At 38.5% G+C, this 19,750-nt stretch carries 6 protein-coding genes; 5 read left to right on the top strand and 1 reads right to left on the bottom strand.

The features are described 5' to 3' along the window. Positions 1 to 132 precede the first annotated feature (132 nt). The gene (locus PLZ15_01760) at positions 133 to 2,676 is read right to left on the bottom strand and encodes a fibronectin type III domain-containing protein (protein HOI28457.1); all 2,544 of its coding nucleotides are present in this window, start codon (positions 2,674 to 2,676) and stop codon (positions 133 to 135) included. Positions 2,677 to 2,893: 217 nt separating this feature from the next. Between PLZ15_01760 and PLZ15_01755 the strand changes: the two genes are divergently transcribed. The 5 genes from PLZ15_01755 (at position 2,894) to PLZ15_01735 (ending at position 19,750) form a co-directional block, all read left to right on the top strand. Continuing rightward, positions 2,894 to 5,401 (top strand): fibronectin type III domain-containing protein, encoded by a 2,508-nt coding sequence (locus tag PLZ15_01755; protein HOI28456.1) that lies wholly within the window; start codon positions 2,894 to 2,896, stop codon positions 5,399 to 5,401. 387 nt (positions 5,402 to 5,788) lie between these two features. Continuing rightward, positions 5,789 to 9,892 (top strand): PAS domain S-box protein, encoded by a 4,104-nt coding sequence (locus tag PLZ15_01750; protein ID HOI28455.1) that lies wholly within the window; start codon positions 5,789 to 5,791, stop codon positions 9,890 to 9,892. A 236-nt stretch (positions 9,893 to 10,128) separates the two neighbouring features. Next, positions 10,129 to 11,799 carry a histidine kinase dimerization/phosphoacceptor domain -containing protein gene (locus PLZ15_01745; GenBank protein ID HOI28454.1) on the top strand — a complete coding sequence of 557 codons (1,671 nt, stop codon included), beginning with the start codon at positions 10,129 to 10,131 and terminating at the stop codon, positions 11,797 to 11,799. Further along, a complete protein-coding gene (locus PLZ15_01740; GenBank protein HOI28453.1) occupies positions 11,796 to 19,385 on the top strand; it encodes a PAS domain S-box protein in 7,590 nt (2,529 codons plus the stop codon). The genes PLZ15_01745 and PLZ15_01740 overlap by 4 nt, the downstream gene beginning before the upstream one ends. Then, complete coding sequence (locus PLZ15_01735; GenBank protein HOI28452.1) at positions 19,382 to 19,750, top strand: response regulator; 369 nt, start codon at positions 19,382 to 19,384, stop codon at positions 19,748 to 19,750. Before PLZ15_01740 ends, PLZ15_01735 begins: the two co-directional genes overlap by 4 nt.

Genomic DNA, 19,750 nt, shown 5'->3' with positions numbered 1-19,750 from the left:
AACTTGGGTGAAATTCTTCGATATGTAATTGTTGCTTTTTCATCCGACTGAAATATAGATTTTCACTTTAAGAATATCAATATCGGTTTATTTTTTAGGGATAATAAATCAAAGGATAGAAGTCCGGATCTTCTATTTGATAAGGATCAGTTTTCTGGTTTGACTAAATTTGTTCCCCGAACGGTCTGAAATATCGCTAATATCAAGTTTGTAGAAGTAGACACCGCTGCTAAGGCTGCCGCTCTCAAATACTGCTTCGTATCTACCGGCTTTTTTCTCTGTATTTACGAGTGTTGCAATTTCCTTACCGAGCAGATCATAAACCCTTAATGTTACAAATCCGCTCCGTGGAATCTGATACACTATCTTCGTTTCTGCATTAAATGGATTCGGGTAATTCTGCCGCAGATCGTATCTGCTGATACTTGTGTTGTCTTCTATATCTGAAGGAAGGTGGAATCCTTTTGCATCGGACCATTCGGACCAGCGCAGATTATGATCCCTGTATCTTACCCTGTAATAATAATTCTTTTCATGAACGAATTTAGAATTGCTTATTGTAATGCTTGTCAGATCAATCCCTTTGTTCAGATCGACCGGATTATAAGATGCGTCTGTACCGTAAATATTTTTCCAGTGAATAACAGTATCAATCACAGTATTGCCAAAACCCGGACTTTCGGAAATACTTATCTTAACCGACATTAAAGAATCTGAATTTATGCCGGAAGAAGTGAATATCACTCTTTCTTTATCGAATACCGGATTGTTTACAATTGGTTTTGAAGGTGCCGGCTGATTGATTTTACGGTACCAGCTGTCAAGTAATTCGGAATCTATTGGCCTGAGCAGATTACCCAGACTGTACATAGACGAGTTATAGGTTTTTTCTGCAATGTCAATTTCTATAATCTGAAAGTTATAATGATCCAGTGCAATGTGAATCATTTCATAGTCGTTATTGATATATGAACCCCAGTAATCAAGCGGGCCGCCTCCTCCGCCGCCGCATACAACCCTGAAATCCCATTTCTGCAGCGGTGACTCTGATTCAACAGTACTCCTTTCAAATCCGTGAGTATGGCCGTGCGAAAGCTGTGTTACCTTCGAATATTTTTTGAGAACAGGAAGGATCTGATTCCGTACATAAAATACCGCCTGGTCGTCCATTCCGTTACCCCATAACTCGGAATAGGCAATATGATGAACAAGGACAATAATAAAATCGATTCCGGAATCCGACTCAAGTCTTTTCAATTCATTATCGAGCCAGATCAATTGCTCAGAAGCCCTGGTCCCCGTCAGATTTGAATTAAGACCAATTATTCCGGTGTTTCTTATTCTATATGACCAGTATCTTTCCTGCGATTGATCTGATCCGTTTCCGCCGGTTATCTCATCATACTTGACGTATCTGTAATAATTAATGTCTTCGCCTTCATGATTGCCGGCTACAGTCAATGCCGGTATATTAGGAGAAATGACCGACATCGGTGCAAAGTATTGCTCTGTCCATTGAGTAACATCTGTACTTGAAACAACAAGATCGCCTGAGTGAAGAATTAGATTAATTTGATTATGGATGTCGTTTCCGTACAGTCTCTCAATCTTTTTGCGAGCTGCGCGCATTACCTTCATAGTCATTGTAGTATCGTTTGCATGCGTGTCACTCAATAAAAGGAATCTGATTTTACCTGAATAATTTTCATCCGGCTGAGTTCTGAACGAATACACTTGTGAAATTCCGCTGCCGCTTATTAATCTGTAAAAGTACTCGGTATTTGGGGAAAGTCCTTTTAATTTTACAGTATGCCATATGTAAGGGTGTGAGATAACTTCATAGGAACCGTCTTCGAACTGTCCGAGTGCGTTTGAAGTACCGTATTCAACTCTTGTTGATGTTTTTAGTGAATCGTGCCAGCTTACGTAAATTGAATTGGGTGAAGGCGTTTGCAAATACGGCACCAGCATATGTTGCTTAGGTGCGTGTCCGTAATCCCCGAGAGACTTAACCTGATCGGTGGTAAGTGCAAAATCCCAGATAGCTGCTTCAGCACATTCGATCTCTCCATCCTCTCCGTCCTCATCGGCAAAAAGCAGTAATAAATTGTCTAATGCGAATCTTTTATCTAGGGTCTGATAAAAACCGTTGTTAATCAGGTGTCCGTCGATGTAATACCGGTAGTGAACTCCGTTCTTAACTGATATTACTAGTCGGTACCATTCCTTGGCTTTAACAGCAAAGGTTGAATATCCGGTTGCCTGAATACCGATGTAACCGCTCGGTTTAATAAAACATTCGCCGTCATTTTTATTTTTCGGGTCGGTTTGAAATATACTTCTCCACACATTCATATCCGGGAGCCGTAAGTCGATCATAATTGTGTATTCATTTACCATAGTACCGCCGCCGTTAGGCGCTATACCAAGGTCAATTTCATAATAGCTTCCTGTACCAATTCTTATAGCACCGTTATCCGGGGAAGGTCCGTTTGTATAAGTGTGAATTCCTCTAAGTGTCAGGTCTCTTCCAGTCTGAGCTTTTAATGGATTGATGCTGTCGTCAAATTTCCAGTGCCCCTTCGGTGCCGGGGTCTGCGCTGAAATAATTGATGTGCAGATTTGAATCAGCGTGAAAAATTGTAATATCGTTTTTGTCCGGATCAATGCAAGCATAGATGGATAGTTGACAAAATAATTTAAATTCTCCTGCTAAAAATAACAAATTCCAGTATGAGGATTTGATAAAATCCTTCTTGAGCATTTAGTAGACCGGAACAAATTTGTTTATCCGCAAAGAATTTCTAGATTCATTTTACTATTTTTAACAACAAAATGCACATGTAGTTTTTCAGACTCATTCAATATACTTTGGCCAATTTACTCGGGATTTATGAATCGTACTCTCTTCACTTTCTTTAAGATTTTGACCCTCTTTTCTGTTTTCTTCTTTTACAGTTGTGAAAAAGAAGAGACGGAACCTGTCATTCCATTTAATAATCCCCCGGTAATTCAGATAACGGAATTGAAATCTGATTCATTGTTAATCGGAACAAGGACTGAAATATTTTTCGATGTAAAGGATAAAGAGAATGATTCAATTAAAATCGACTTGTCAGCTAAAAAGGGGAGCGTTCAACGGTTAACCGGTCGAAACGCTCTAATATATTTCTCGCCAAGAATTACCGGAAAAGACACGGTTATAATAAATGCCGCCGACGGTACGAAGCAGACATCAGAAATAATTGAACTGATTATTGGATCAAAGCCCGGAATACCACGGCTATTAAAACCAGAGAATAATGCCGTTGATGTGAATCTAACCGTAAAGATGAGTTGGAGCAGGATTAGTAATTCTGAATCATACGATCTGCAGATTTCAACCGACCCGGAATTTCTTGGATTCGTTTACACCCGGAATGGAATCAGGCAGAACACTCATACAGCTGCCAGTCTAAACATAAATACAATCTACTATTGGCGTGTAAAAAGCCGGAATGGATTCGGAGAATCACCCTGGTCGACTGTTTCAGCTTTCCGCACTGTTGCGCCTCCATTAGCTCCTGTTCTGGAATATCCGGCAGAATCCGAAAGAGATGTTTCTGTAAATCCTCAATTAATCTGGAAGCGGGTTACCAATGCAGAAAGTTATTTACTCCAGATTTCGAGAGATCAATCTTTTTCATCAATTCTTATTAATAAAACAGGTATAAGGGATTCATTAATAAGTATTGAGAATCTTGAATATTTCTCGGAATATTTCTGGAGGGTCGCTTCCCAGAATTCATACGGTACTTCGGAGTGGTCCGTTCCAGGTTCCTTCTCAACCACCGGAAGACCCCCTGCCGCTCCTATAGATCCGGTGCCAGCCGATGACGCCTTGAATATTCCGTTAACCGCGGAGCTGAAGTGGGGAATGGTTGAACACACTTCGCATTATACGCTGCAGGTTTCAAGTGACAGTTTATTTTTAGATCCGGTTTTTGAAAAAGACAGTTTAATCTCTGCGAGTGTCAGTGTAAGCGGATTAAAAAACTCCCGAAAGTATTTCTGGCGTGTGAAAGGAGTTAATCAATACGGCCAGTCAGAATGGTCGGCTACTTTTAGTTTTACGACTCTTTTAACAAATCCGGAATTGTCGCTTCCTTTACCGGGGACTGAAAATATTTCTCCGTCACCTGAATTTATCTGGAGAACTGTTGAAAATTCCGACTTCTATACTCTTCAGGTAGCTGAGGATAGTTCATTCCTTAACCCGGTTTATGAAGAAAGCGGTATCAGCGATACCGCTAAGAGTATCGACGGATTAAAGACGTTTACTAAATTCTACTGGAGAGTAAGGGCTGAGAACAATATTACAATTTCGGATTGGTCGCCGGTGCAGTCATTCAATGTTTCGGGATATTTTTATCAGGGCCTTGATTATGGAAACCAGTCAATCTACCACCCTGCCTATGTTCTTTTAAACGGCGGTTTCGATATGATCCAGGTTGGCAACAGGCGGGATATTAAAAATTTCCCTTATAATATCGCCATAAAGAATATCTGGAAAAATCTCTCAGAACCATTTAAACCGATCAGCAGATATGGCTGGTGGAATTTTTTTAAGGATCAGGTTTTCCCTCTGTCACTTAATAAACAGAACGCACAGTTCTTTCCGAATTATACTCTTCATTTAATCGGCGGGGGGATGGAGTATGCCGCTTTAGATGAATGGTTTGAATATAATAATTATCCGTATCCGGAATTATTTTCAGCCTTTACAGTTATGACCTATCATCTTATAAATGAAATTGCTGAAAACGGAAATTATGAAGGGGATGACGTAGACCCGATAGCTGATATCTATATTTTCGATATCGGCGGAATTCTTCTTTTCACCTCGAACAGTGTAAGAAGATTCTTTGCAGAGGACCTGAACCTTGCCGACTGGTCCCAGCAGCCCTCATTTTCGTTAAGGAACGGGGAACTTCACAACAACGGGCAATTCTTTTCTATTAAATGGAAATTCCCTTTTTTGGAAAGATGGTATGCTTTTTACTATTTCGGGACTAACGGTGTTGGAGGTCTCTCCTATAAGTTTGACGACGGCTCGGCACTTTCTGTAGGATTTGGACTCGCTGCGAGCGATCTTATTCTTCTCGATGAGAAGACTAATAAAAAAACATTAGGACTTGTAGGGAATCTCGGTGTGTTCTACGACCGGAATAACTCTCTGCTTGCAAGTCTGTCGGTTACCATCAAAACTGATTATATGATAAACCTTAATATTTATCCCGGGGTTATAAAATTCTGGGATGTTTCTCCCGGCTTATGGGGGGCATACAGCCAGGACGGAAACGTTATACTTGGATTTACATTTTCATGGCTCCCGTTCGGATTTGCCAACAGTACAAAATAAACCCGCAAATTTAATTCCAGACTGTCCTTTCCTTAAATTCTAGAGTAATTCATTATTCAGATTGAAAATTTTATTAAATGATCCATGGTTTAAAATTTTATGTATTGTTGTAACATTTATAAAAAATCAGATAGTTTGATTGTATCCGCACGCATTTCCTTTAATTGAATTATTTTCCATTTTAGAGACGGAATTAGTCTGCTTCTGAAAATATTTGTGGTTTTTAACTAAAATCGGGTTGAATTCTCATTTATTCACGGACAACCCATTTTTTTAGACTAATATTATCATTCACTTAAGACGATAATAATCTGAAGAAAGCAGGTGATCTGAAAAGAAAAGGAATTTCTCTATCTAATTCTATGCAAGACGAGTAAGAGGGCGCAAATGAAACTGGTCTCGAAAGTAAACATTATAACAGCTTTCGTTTTTGGAATGCTGGCATATCTTATAGTTGAATTTGAAATCTTCTATTATGTTTCCGGCAGCCGGCTTATCAGTGATCCTAGAGAAATATTTGTTCTGATTGGATCTGCATTTACGGGGCCTGTCGGCGGATTAATAATCGGTATTTTATCTACCTTAAGCAGTCCCGTACCGGAATTGTATACATATACCATGCTGCAGCATATTTTAGGCGGAGTTTTAACGGGTTTATTGTATAGAAAGATCTACTGCTGCAAAATCAATCTTCTGGTTTTTATTTTTCAGTGGGTTCTCCTTGTAATCAGCTATTATTTCATTTTTTATATACCTCTCTTTCTGGCAACTTATTTCTTTGATAATTCTCTTTATCAGATTATAACGAATAACGGGTATCCTGTCTATCAAGCCCTCTATGATGTTTATAAAGGATTCCTGCCTGAATTTATTATAACTACTGTTATTACCACTCTCGTAATGATTGCCTTGCCGGAAAATTACATAAAACCTTTATGGGGAAGCGCTATTTCTCCTCTGGATCAATCAACTCCTCAAAAAGAAAAAGGTTTTTTTACTTCAACTTCCTTTAAAAACATTCTCCCTGTCAGATTAATTGCCTGGTTTATTCTGCTTGCTATTATTCCAATCCTTTTTATGGCCATTACTATAAAGAAGGACGTAATTAATTCTCATCTTCAGCATGAAGCGGTCTTCAGGCATTCAATTGCCAGCAGTTACAAAGAGAAGTTTTATCAATCCAAACCCAGGGAATTAGTTGCCTTCTTTAAAGAGATTAAAAAAACTCTGGACGGCGATTTTTTTATTATTAATAGCGCAGGCAATTATGCTTTGAATACGGATTCTACCAGGAATGGCAAAAATGCCGTTATCGACTACCCGGGAAATGTAATCAATACAATAATTAATAATAAAAACGGAAATTTTATCGATTATCAGAATCTCACTAGTTACGGATTCTCAACTTATAAAGGCACGATGCACGAACTAATAATTGTTTCTGTATCCAACCGCAAAGCGATGGCCGCAATCTCGGCACAACTTGAAAACGATATTTATAACAAACTTATTATTGGTTTATTTATAATCTCTGCCGCTTTAATTTTCATTGTTTGGCTGCTGGTAAGATTACCTTTATCAAGGTTCAGCCGTGTTATTACGGCTTTCAGCAATGGTAATTTTGACATAAGAGTACCTGTGTCCGAAATGAATGACGAAATAAAAATTCTGGCCCGTTCGTTTAATGATATGGCCGATAACTTAATAAGCATCAACCGGTCGCTCGAGAATGAAATCACAGAACATAAGGCAGCAGAACAGAAATTATCTGAAAGTGAAGACAGATGGAAATTCGCTCTGGAAGGGGCCGGCGATGGCCTCTGGGACTGGGATTCTAAAACTAATGAAGTCTACTTTTCGAACCGATGGAAAGAAATGCTGGGATACAATGAAGAAGAAATCTCTAATTCGCTTGATGAATGGCTTATAAGAATCCACCCGGATGACAAAGAAAAATGCCTGAAAGATCTTAAGGACTATCAGGATGGCAAAATTCCTGCTTATCAGAATGAGCACAGGATGAAATGCAAGGATGGTTCATATAAATGGATATTAGACCGCGGAAAGGTTATTGAATGGGATCAGGAAGGAAGGCCTCTTAGAATGATCGGAACACATACTGATATCGACTGGCAGAAAAAGATTATTCTGGAACTTGAGAATAGAAATGTCTTTATACAGACTATCCTTGACAACCTTCCGATAGGTCTGGCAGTAAATGAAATTGAAAGCGGCAAAGCCAGTTATGTGAATAAAAAATTCGCCGAGGTTTATGGCTGGAGCGATCAGGACATTTCCGATATCGGCCGTTTTTTTGAACTTGTTTATCCGGATCCCGTCTACAGGAAGGAGATTTTTGAGAGAATTATGTCGGACATTGAAAGCGGTGATCCAGCTCGTATGAAATGGGATAATATTAAAGTTACAACTCAGGAGGGAAGTCAAAAATTTGTTTCAGCTGTCAATATCCCCATTCCAGAACAGAGCATTATGGTTTCTACTGTACAGGATGTTACTCTTCAGAATCTTGCTCAGCAGAAAATACTGGATAGTAATAAAAATCTGAAATCACTTCTTGAAATAAGTAATACCTTGTCGTCTTCTCTGGAACTGGATAAAGTACTCCAGGCAGTAATCGACAGTGTAATTAAAATGATCGGACTAGATAGCGGGGCAATCTATACAATAGACGGTGATCATTTATACCTCGAAGCTGCAATGCCCCCTCTCTCCCCGGAGATGCCGGATATTTTCAGACATGCAATACTCTCTGAGCATTCCCATATTCAGAAATGCGCTTACGGAAGGGATGTAATTTGTGTCTACGATACTGCTAAAATTGATTTTTCACCTGCAGAGAAAAAAGTTGTTGAAATGAGAGGATTCAAAACTCTGGTCTACATCCCGCTCATTGCTGGTAATGAGCTGCTTGCGGTTTCCATTATTGGAACAGTTAACAGGATTAAGGATTATTCGGAATCGGAAATCGAATTGTGCAAAGCATTCTCAAATATCGCTGCTTTAGCGATTTCAAATGCCGGATTGTTCGAAAGCAGTAAAAAAAATCTATTGAGCTTAAAAGAGGAGATAAAGGAAAGAGAGCTAGCTGAACTGGCCCTCAGAAAAAGTGAAAAGAAATACCGGGACTTGTTTGAATCCAACAGGGACGGAATAACAATCTTTTACCTCGAACCGCCTGATTCGGTGTCCGGTATTGTGGAGGTAAATAGAGCTTCAGCGGAGATGCTTGGTTATTCAAAAGAGGAAGTTCTTGGTTTACATCCCTCCGCCTTTGAAAAGGATGTTTCAGAGGAGGACGTTAAGTACAGGCTTAATGAAATTATGAATAATGGTTTTTGTTCATTTGAAACAATTTTAAAAAATAGAGACGGAAATGAAGTAAACGCAGAAATTACTACTATGCGCATTGATTATAATAACCGGCCGGCATTGATGAATATTGTGCGGAATATTACCGATCGCAAGAATTCGGAGAAAATATTAAAAGAGAAAACCGAGGAGCTCGACCGCTATTTTACCAATGCCCTTGACCTTTTCTGCATCGCAGATACGGATGGTTATTTTATTAGACTCAATAAACAGTGGGAAAATGTTCTAGGCTACAATCTTGATGAGCTTAATGGAAAAAAATTCCTCGATTTTGTCCACCCGGATGATCTCAATTCAACATTAGAGGCTATTAACAATCTGAAAGATGAAAAAGAAATACTTGGCTTTTCAAACAGGTACCGTACAAAATCCGGAGAGTACAGAGTTATTGAGTGGCGAGCGTATCCTTCGGGCAACAGAATTTATTCTGCCGCCCGGGATATAACCGAAAGAATACTCTATGAAGAAAAAATCACTAATTCCCTTAAAGAAAAAGAGATTCTCCTTAAGGAGGTTCATCACAGGGTAAAAAATAATTTCCAGGTAATTATGAGCCTCCTCAGCCTCCAGTCGGAATTAATTGAAGATCAGAATATTTTAAATGCTTTCAGGGAAAGCCGCAATAGAATTAAATCGATGGCATTGATTCACGAACTTCTTTATCGCGAAAGTAATTTTGAGTCGATCGATATAAACCATTATGTTAAAAACATGGTCGATTTTCTTAAAAGATCTTATACTGAAACCAAAGGAAATATTAAAATTCGATTCGATGTTGATAATATTCAAATGGATATCGATACAATTATTCCCTGCGGATTGATAATTAATGAGTTAATATCCAATTCTTTTAAACATGCATTCCCGGACGGACGGAATGGTGAAGTGTTAATTTCCTTCAAGAGAATTTCTGATGATTCAATCTGCCTGTTGTTGAAGGATAATGGTATTGGGATTACAGGTGATTTTAGAAATGAAGATCTTAAATCACTCGGTATGATGCTGGTTAATACTCTTACTAAACAGTTAAACGGCGAACTTTATATTGCTGGTAATGAAAAAGGATCCGAGTTCAGAATAATTTTCCCCGTCAGAAAATAGGACTTGGTAATAAATTATACTCCTTATTCAGCCGATTAATTAAACATTCCCATTGTTTAGTTCGATTATTATGCATAGCCCGTGATTTAAGTGGGATTAAAGAATTATATTTTTTCGGATTAATGCATTTGTTGAGCATTATGGTCAAAAATCCAGTAAAGGAAATTTGCGGGGACTAAAAAACTACTTTATGCTAACCCGGGATCGGATCGATTCGGGTAGTCGGGAACCGTTTTATGAGCTTTAAAGAATATGAGGATTCAAATCTGCTTCTGGAAATTGAACGGCTTAAAGCGGAAAATACCGGGTTGAAATTTAAATTGGATCAACTGGAATCTGTTAAAGAATCAGAATTAGCTGCCTTTGAATATGAAAATGAAATTCTTGTTGATCTCAACCGGCTTGCGCTTGAACTCGCTTACCTTCCTTATTATCAGATTTTCCCTTTCATTGTATCCAGTTTTAAAAAAATTTTCGGTGTCAGAGCTGCCTGGCTTACTATTTATAATGAATCGACTTCGGAACTGGAAATTAAGTATTCAAGCCTTTCAGATCAGGATCACGCTACAATAATCAAGATGATTGGCGAAAATATTTCGCAAAAACCAATCTATCTTTCAAAGACGGATTATGAACGTATTCGCAAAGAGACTTTCAGTAGAATCAATTCAATTAAGGAGCTTACTTTTGGGGCAGTGCCCGACTGGTTAGGTATCCCGGTACAGAAATTCTTCAATATCGAATGGTTTGCCGGACTGGCAATGGTTCACGGTGATAAGCTTGTAGGTACTATGGTTCTGGCCGGCAGCGAAGGTCAGCCATTCCCGGAAAAAGAGAAAGTACTGTTATTTGCCGGTATTGCAGCTATGGCTATTGAACGCAAAAAAGCAGAAGAGTCCCTCCGGGAAAGCGAACAGAAATTCAGAGAGTTATCGGAGCTTCTTCCCCAAACTATTTTTGAAATGGATCTTTTGGGAAATCTTACATTTGTAAACAAATCTGCGCACAGCTTTTTCGGTTACGACAGTCTTGAATTTGCAAATGGTTTAAATGCGATCGAAATGGTCGTACCTGCAGACAGAGATCGGGCTAAACTTAACATTTCAAAAGTTCTTTCAAATAAGGGTACATCATTTAATGAGTATACCGCGGTTAGAAAAGACGGTTCTACATTCCCAGTGATTATCTTCTCCAGTGCCATATATAATAATGAAAAAGTAGTTGGTATCAGGGGAATTATTGTTGATATAACAGATCGTAAAGAACTGGAAGAACAGATAAAATCTTCATTAAAGGAGAAAGAGATCCTTCTTAAAGAGGTTCATCACCGGGTTAAAAACAATCTTCAGGTAATTATGAGCCTTTTTAATCTTCAGTCGGATTTGATAGAAAATCCCGAGGTCCTTTCTGTATTTGCTGAAAGCAGAAACAGGATTAAATCGATGGCTCTGATTCATGAGCTCCTTTATATAGAGAACACATTTAATTCAGTCAATTTCAATAATTACGTAAAAAATCTGGTCGAGTTTTTTAAGGATTCGTATTTTGAACAGAATGCCAATGTGAATATAGTTGTAGATATTGAAAACCTTAATCTGGATATCGATAGAATAATTCCTTGCGGATTAATAATAAACGAACTGATTTCCAATTCTTTAAAGCATGCATTTCTGCCTGGGAGTAAAGGCCTGATAAAAATATCATTCAATAAAAATGCTGAAAATTATTTTACACTCTCAGTTGCAAATAACGGTAAAAAACTGCCGGACAACTTCGACATAAATAAACTGAATTCGCTGGGAATGCTGCTGGTTAAATCCCTCACAAATCAGATTCACGGTGATCTGCATATTAATAGCTCAGAAAAAAGCACCGAATTTAAAATTACTTTCCGAGATGCCATATGAAATTAAAAAAGCCGAAAAAGGAAGAAATAAAAATTCTTGTCGTCGATGACGAGACCATTGTTGCGCTTGATATCAGGAATACACTTCAGAAGTACGGCTATAAAGTGGTTGGAATTGCCGGTAATTCCAGCGAAGCTCTTAAAATTGTAAAGTCGGAAAAACCGAACCTGATCCTTATGGATATTATGCTGAAAGGACAAAAAGACGGAATTGAAACATCCGAGGAGATAAATAAAATTGCCGATATACCGATCATTTTTCTTACCGCTTATTCGGATGACAATACTCTTGAACGCGCCAAACTTGTTGAGCCTTACGGATATCTTATTAAACCATTCGATAACCGCGAACTATTCACTACAATTGAAATGTCTCTCTATAAACATTCAATGGAAGTGAGTATAAGGGAGAGCGAAGAAAATCTTGCAATAACTCTTAATTCGATCGGCGACGGAGTTATTTCTACAGATGAAAAGGGCATTGTTGTTAGAATGAATCCTGTTGCCCAGAAATTGACTGGATGGAAACTGGATGATGCCAGAGGGAAACACCTTGAGGAAATCTTTAATATTATCGATGCGACTACCAGGGAACCTCTTGTCAATCCTGTCGATAAAGTAATCAAATCCGGTAAAGTTATCGGTCTCTCTAATCATACTATTTTAATCTCGAAAAACGGTAAGGAAATTAATATTTCCGATAGCGCAGCTCCTATTCGGGATAATGACGGGGAAATCCGCGGTGTTGTTCTTGTGTTTTCAGATGTAACTGAATCCTATAAAGCTCGCTCGGAAGTTCAGAAAAGTGAAGAGAAGTTCAGAGCACTCGTTACACAAATGCAGCAGGGCCTCGCTGTTCATGAAGTTATTACGGATAAAAAAGGAAAGGTCGTTGACTACAGATTTCTTGAAGTTAACGATAGCTATGAAAAACTAACCGGCCTTAAAAGAAAAAGAATAATTGGTAAAACTGTTAAAGAAGTACTTCCGGATATAGAAGAATACTGGATTGAAAAATTCGGAGAGGTGGCTGTTTCAGGCGTACCCATCACTTATGAAAATTATGTTAAAGAACTCGATAATTACTATGAGGTTGTTGTCTATAGGAATCAGCCGAACCAGTTTGCGGTTATTGTTAATAATATTACGGAGAGAAAAAATACCGAGAACAAACTTAAACAGAACCAGGAAATCCTTACAGATATTTTTGAATCGGTCAAAGAAGGTCTTACCTACGCATCCTTAAAAGGGAAGATCATTTCAGTTAATAAAGCCCTGCTCGATATTCTCGAACTTAAAAAAGAAGAAGTTATCGGTGCCGACCTGAAGGTAATCGCTAAAAAAATTCTCCCTGTTAAGTCTTTTGTTACTGTCCTTCCTAAAATTATTAATATTCTAAATGGTAATGACATTGAACCCTTTGATTTGGAATATAAAAACAAGGTCCTTGAAATATCTGCTGTTTACAACAGTAATTCGGAAAGAATTATAGGAGTCTTCAGGGATGTTACTGAACGTAAAAGAGCTCAGGAACGGATCGGACTGATGGCCGACCTGCTCGATCTATCGCCGGCTTCGGTAATTGTTCATGACATGAATGGGGATATAATCTATGCGAATAAGAGGACACTTGAGATGCATGGATATACTGAAGATCAATTTCTGAAATTAAATTTGAAGGAGATTGATATTCCTGAATCTGCCGAGCTGATTGAATCCAGAATAAAAGAGATAAATAAAAAAGGCGAACTGAAATTTGAACTCGGACATAAGAAGAAGGACGGTACCTCGTTCCCGCTCCTAGTAATTACCAAGAAAGCCAGATGGGGTGAAAAAGATGTCCTGCTGAGTATATCGACCGATATTACAGAACGAAAACTTGCTGAAGAAGCACTTAGAGAGAGTGAAGAAAGGTTTGCCCTGGCAATAGATGCTTCTGAACAGGGAATCTGGGATTGGAACCTTTTAACAAATCAAGTCTATTTCTCCCCGCAATGGAAGAAAATGATTGGCTATGAAGATTTTGAAATTAAAAATGAGTTTTATGAATGGACTGATCATTTACATCCGGAGGAAAAAGAGCGGTGTTTGAAAGAAGTTCAATCCTATATTCAGAATCCAGGCAAACATTTTATAATTGAATTCCGCTTCCGGCATAAAGATGGAAGCTACAGATGGATCCACAATAAAGCTGCTTCAATACTCGATGCCGGTGGAAAAGTTATCAGAATGTTCGGTTCCCATCTTGATATTACCGAAAGAAAACTTGCAGAAGCTGCAATTAAGCTATCAGAAAGTAAATTTAATATTGCCTTTCATGCTTCACCTGTCGCAATGGCGATACAGGATGATAATGATATTTTTATTGATATTAATCAGGCATTCATCAAGTTAACCGGATATTTAAAAGAGGAGGTTATTGGTCGGCCCGGCATTGAATTGAATTTATGGATTGATCAGAGTCAACGCGATTATGTTACTTCAGAATTTGAAAAAAATAAAGTAATAAAAAACTATGAGTTTCAGTTTAGAAGAAAAAACGGCACTACTGGATTCGGCATCCTTTCCTCCGAAATGATTGATATAAACGGAATAGAAGCTGCTCTTACTACTGTGATCGATATAACCGAACGTAAGTCCGCTGAATCGGCCCTCGCGGAAAGTGAATCCAAATTCCGTTCCCTGGTTACGTCGCTAAATGATATTGTTTACACTCTCGACACCCAACAGCGTCATACTGGCGTATTCGGGGAATGGGTAACCCGAAGTGGTTTAACTCCGCAATTCTTTATCGGCCGTACTGCCCGGGATATATTCGGCGACGAGGCTTCAAGTATACATGAAAAGGAGAATCTTAAAGTTCTGAATGGTGAAAGTGTTGTATATGAATGGTCCACGGCCTCACAGAACAGGAAATTATTCTACCAGACTTCTTTAGCCCCCTTGCGCGATTCCAGTGGAAACATATTAGGTATAGTAGGTGTAGCCAGGGATATTTCCAATCTCAAAATCGCTGAAGAAAAAATTCGTGAAAGTGAAGAAAAATTTCGTTCTATTATTCAAGGGTTGAACGATTCAATAACAATTATAAGTTCTGACGGATTAATCGTATACCAGAGCCCGGCGGCAATTAAACTCTATGGCTTTACTGAGAATGAAATGATCGGTAAAAATCCATTGGATTTTATTCACCCGGATGATCACGAACTGGCCAGATTCGAAATAAGTCAGGTCTTTTCCAATTCGAATGACTTTGTTCCAACAGTTTATAGAATACTTAAAAAAGATGGATCTTTTGCCTACCTGGAAACCGTCGGTATTAATATGCTTAATAATAATTCCGTTAATGGAATAGTTATTGTTGGCAGAGACGTTACCGAAAGAATCAAAATCGATCAGGAACTTAAGAAAAGTGAATTAAAGTACAGAACTCTGGTTGAAAACCTGAACGAAGCTGTAATGCTTGTAGATAATGAAGATCGAATATTGTTTGTTAATAAAAAGTTTGAAAAACTATTGGGATATACTGAAAATGAAATTATTGGTAAAATCGGTTATGAATTTCTGCTGGATAAAAAAGACAAGCATAAAATAATTGATGCAATACAGCAGCGGAAAGAAAGAAAAAGCGGTCAATACGAAGCTTGTTTCCTTTCAAAAAATGGAGAACAGATTACATTCCTTGTAAATGGTTCTCCGGTTTTTGATTCAAATGGAAATGTGATTGGTTCGCTTGGAGCGATGACCGATATTACAGAACGCAAAAAAGCTGCTGAAGAGCTTGAACGTACGAAAATACAATTGAAAGAAACAATAATGCAATCACCTCTTCCAATGGTTCTCGCCTCGGCTGAAGATTTCAAAATAAAAGTTATAAATAAAGCTACCGAGGATTTCCTGCTCATTAAAGCAGATGATTATCTTGAAAAATCCTTAATGGAAATAGACGTTGTCTGGCAGGAATATACACCTGAAGGGAATAAAGTTGAAGCCCAGGAACTGCCTTTACCCCGTGCATTACAGGGTATAGTAACGCACAGTAAAGAAATGAGGCTCGAAAGAAAAGACGGAAGCAGCGTTTGGCAACTTGCTAGCGGCGCGCCAATATTTGATTCACAGGGAAAGCTGATTGCCGGATTGCTTGTAATGCAGGACATAACCGAACATAAGTTAATTCAAACAGCGTTAAAAGAAAGTGAAGAAAAATTCAGAAATCTGTTCAATACCATGCCTAACGGCTATTACCGTTCCACATACGACGGATATATTGTCGATGCAAATCCCGCTTTTATCCAAATGCTCGGATATGATAGTCTTGAAGAATTGAAATCAATCTATATTCCTACAGATATTTATGTTCAGACCAGTGAACGAGAAGATATTTTAACAAGTAACCCGGGATTTATAAGTAATGTTGAAACCTACCGATTAAAGAGAAAAGACGGAAAAATTATCTGGGTTGAAGATAATGCAAGATATATAAAGGACGAAAACGGAAATGTTATTTTTAATGAAGGAATATGTAAGGATATAACCGACCGTAAAAACGCACTTGATGCGCTGCGCGAAAGCGAACAGTTATTTAATACACTTGCCCAGGTTTCTCCCGTTGGTATTTTTAGAACCGATCCGCAAGGCTTAACGACTTATGTGAATCCTACCTGGAGCCGGCTTTCAGGAATCTCTTTTGAAGAGGCCATGGGCGACGGATGGATTAATGCTGTTCATCCGGATGACCGTAAAAAAGTAAGCAGCGGCTGGAAATTCTCCACTCAGGAGAATGATGTCTCGGTTGCGGAATACAGATTCCTCCGACCTGACGGGAATACTGTCTGGGTTATGGGGCAGGCTATTCCGGAATTTGACTCACGTAACAATATTGTCGGCTATGTCGGTACCATAACAGACATTACTGATAGAAAACTATCTGAAGATGCTTTGCGACAGTCTGAAGAAAAATTCAGGGCAATAACGGAACAAACTAACAGTCTTATCTCGCTTACGGATGCAAATGGAATTATTACATATGCTTCTCCGTCCGCCCTTGAGATATTTGATTATCTGCCTGAAGAAATGGTTGGCCGTCCATTTATGGAATTTCTTTATGAAGAGGATATCAAGAAAGCGGTTGATGCCTTCAGGGAAGCTGTTGATATGATCAGAGTTACAAAGAATCTAATCCTGAGGATGAAGCGTAAGGATGGTTCTATTTTTTACGGAGAACTTAACGGTTCCGATTTTCATTCCGGAGAAAGTAGAGGATCTCTTGTTGTTATTCAGGATATTTCCGAAAGAATTAAATCTGATGATGCCCTCAGAGAAAGTGAAGAAAGATTTAGAATTATTGCCGAGAAAACCGGTACAATTGTATATGACAGAGACCTAGTTACAAATAATGTCCATCGCGAAGGGGCTATTCAGGAAGTGCTTGGATATTCTAAAGAAGAATATAATTCCCTGTCAGTCGAACAGTTCAACCAATTGCTTCATCAGGAGGACAGGGTCAAAGCGGTTGAAGAGGAAGCCAAGTTATTTGACAAAGGCGGAAATATTACTCAGTTCTACCGCCTGAGACATAAAAACGGGAATTATGTTCAGATAGAGGATAATGCTGTTGTCCTTGCGGATAAAAATGGAAGGGGTATCCGGCTGCTCGGTTCAATGAAAGATATTACCGAACGTAAACATACTGAAGAAGCTCTTAGAGAAAGCGAGGAGTTACACCGCAAATTACTTTTAACCGTTCCCGACCTTATTATCAGAACAAATTTAAAAGGCGATATCATTTTTGTTAATGAATCGGTACTCCAAACTCTGGGTTATGTGCCAAAGGAAAATCTGCTTGGTAAGAATATACTGACATTCATTTCGCCAAAAGATAAAGAAAGAGCAATTAAGAATACGAATCTTATGATGGAATATTCTCTCGGTATTCAGGAATATACTCTGGTTTTTGAAGACGGAAATGCAATAATTGCTGAAGTTAATGGGGATATGATTGTCGATTCGGAATCCAATCCGATCGGCATGGTATATGTCGTTAGAGATATCACGGAACGGAAAAAAGCTGAAGAAAATTTAAGGAAACTCTCGCACGCCGTTGAGCAGAGCCAGGTTTCAATTGTAATTACAAATACCGACGGAGTAATTGAATATGTTAATCCAAAATTCTGTGAGGTTACCGGGTATTCATTCGAAGAGGCAATAGGACAGAATCCAAGGATACTGAAAAGCGGAGAATGGAAACCGGAAACCTATAAAGGGCTTTGGAATAATATTACCACAGGAAGAAACTGGACAGGTATTTTCCATAATAGAAAAAAGAATGGAGAACTTTTCTGGGAATCGGCACATATTTCCCCGATTAAGAATGAGGAAGGTTTTGTGACTCACTTTATCGCGGTAAAAGAAGATATAACAGAAAAGGTTAAAGCCGAGGAGGAACTGATTAGATATAGAGAACATCTGGAAGAAATGGTTGAGGAAAGAACGGCTCAGGTAAATTCACAAAATATATTTCTCCGTACACTTATCGATACCATTCCCAACCCGATCTTTGTGAAAGACATTTACGGTAATTACACGGATGTCAATCCGGCATTTGAAAAGCTGACTGGAAAAAGTAAAGATGAGCTTTTAGGGGCAAACCTTGATACGGTTCTTGATGGAAGGGCTAGAGAACTTGCAATTGATACTGATGAAAAACTCATTAAAGGAGAAACTATTTCCATTTATGAAGTGGAAGTGAAAAATGCTAAGGGTGTAATGATCCCGTTTATTGTTTATAAAGCTGCGTTCGGTTACTCTGAAAGTAAACCGGAAGGTATTATGGGTTTACTGGTCGATATCTCCGAACGGAAACAAATGGAGGAGAAAACAATCCTGGCACTTAACAGGGAAAGAGAACTCAACGAAATGAAAACAAATTTTATCTCTATGGCCTCGCATGAATTCAGAACGCCTCTAACTACAATCCTTGCTTCGGCCGATCTGGTTGAACTCTACCATCAAAAATGGCCGGCTGAAAAAATCCTGAATCATATTAAGAAAATTCAGGATTCTGTTAATTATATGACTACCCTTCTCGATGATGTGTTAACATTAAGCAGGGCAGACCGTGGTAAACTAAAATTCTCTCCGGATAATCTTAACTTAAGAGAACTCTGCAATGAGATTATTAAGGAGATCAGTTATCAGGCCGGTCCGTCTCATCACCTTCTGTATGATTGTAAACTGAGTAAAGATAATTACGTTCTGGATCGAAAACTTCTTACCCAGATTCTTAATAATCTTCTTTCTAATGCAGTTAAATTCTCTCCGGAAGGGGGAATCGTTTCGTTAAACATTCTTGAAAAAGAGGAGAAAATTCAATTTATTGTTGCTGATGAAGGACTCGGTATTGATCAGAATGATTTAAAGAATATTTTTGAACCGTTCTTCCGCGGTAGAAATGTTACCGATATAAACGGAAGCGGTCTGGGAATGAATATTGTTAAAAATGCAATCGATCTTCACGGAGGCGAAATTTATATTGACAGTGAACTCAATAAAGGAACAAAAATAACTTTTACGGTTAAAGCTATTTGAATAGAATATTTTTAATAGAGGATAATCCTGCAATGATAGATCTCATCAGCAATCTGTTGAAAGAGATCAATTGCGAGATTATTCATTTCAAAGAAGGCAAGTCGGCCTACGATAGTCTACCGGAACTTAAACCCGATTTGGTCCTGTGCGACTTATTTATGCCGGGTTATGACGGATTTAAATTTCTTCAGGAAGTAAAATCGAGCAGTTCTTTCAGAAGTCTCCCGGTTGTAGTGCTTAGCGCTGTTGCTGACAAAAACATTATTGATGAAGTTCTGCAAAACGGAGCCGACTACTTCTTTACTAAACCTTTTCGGGTAGCAGAGCTATATAATACAATCAGGAAAATTATAGGTGATGAATAA

It is taken from the genome of Melioribacteraceae bacterium, from assembly GCA_035362835.1.
Taxonomy (GTDB): Bacteria; Bacteroidota; Ignavibacteria; order Ignavibacteriales; family Melioribacteraceae; genus DSXH01.
Note: the sequence above shows the minus strand (reverse complement) of the source record. Positions and strands in the feature narration are given on the sequence as shown.

What these genes read in the sequence shown, in the direction of transcription:
- PLZ15_01760 (HOI28457.1), bottom strand. Translation starts at nt 2,676, where the DNA reads ATGCTTGCATTGATCCGGACAAAAACGATATTACAATTTTTCACGCTG.
- PLZ15_01755 (HOI28456.1), top strand. Translation starts at nt 2,894, where the DNA reads ATGAATCGTACTCTCTTCACTTTCTTTAAGATTTTGACCCTCTTTTCT.
- PLZ15_01750 (HOI28455.1), top strand. Translation starts at nt 5,789, where the DNA reads ATGAAACTGGTCTCGAAAGTAAACATTATAACAGCTTTCGTTTTTGGA.
- PLZ15_01745 (HOI28454.1), top strand. Translation starts at nt 10,129, where the DNA reads ATGAGCTTTAAAGAATATGAGGATTCAAATCTGCTTCTGGAAATTGAA.
- PLZ15_01740 (HOI28453.1), top strand. Translation starts at nt 11,796, where the DNA reads ATGAAATTAAAAAAGCCGAAAAAGGAAGAAATAAAAATTCTTGTCGTC.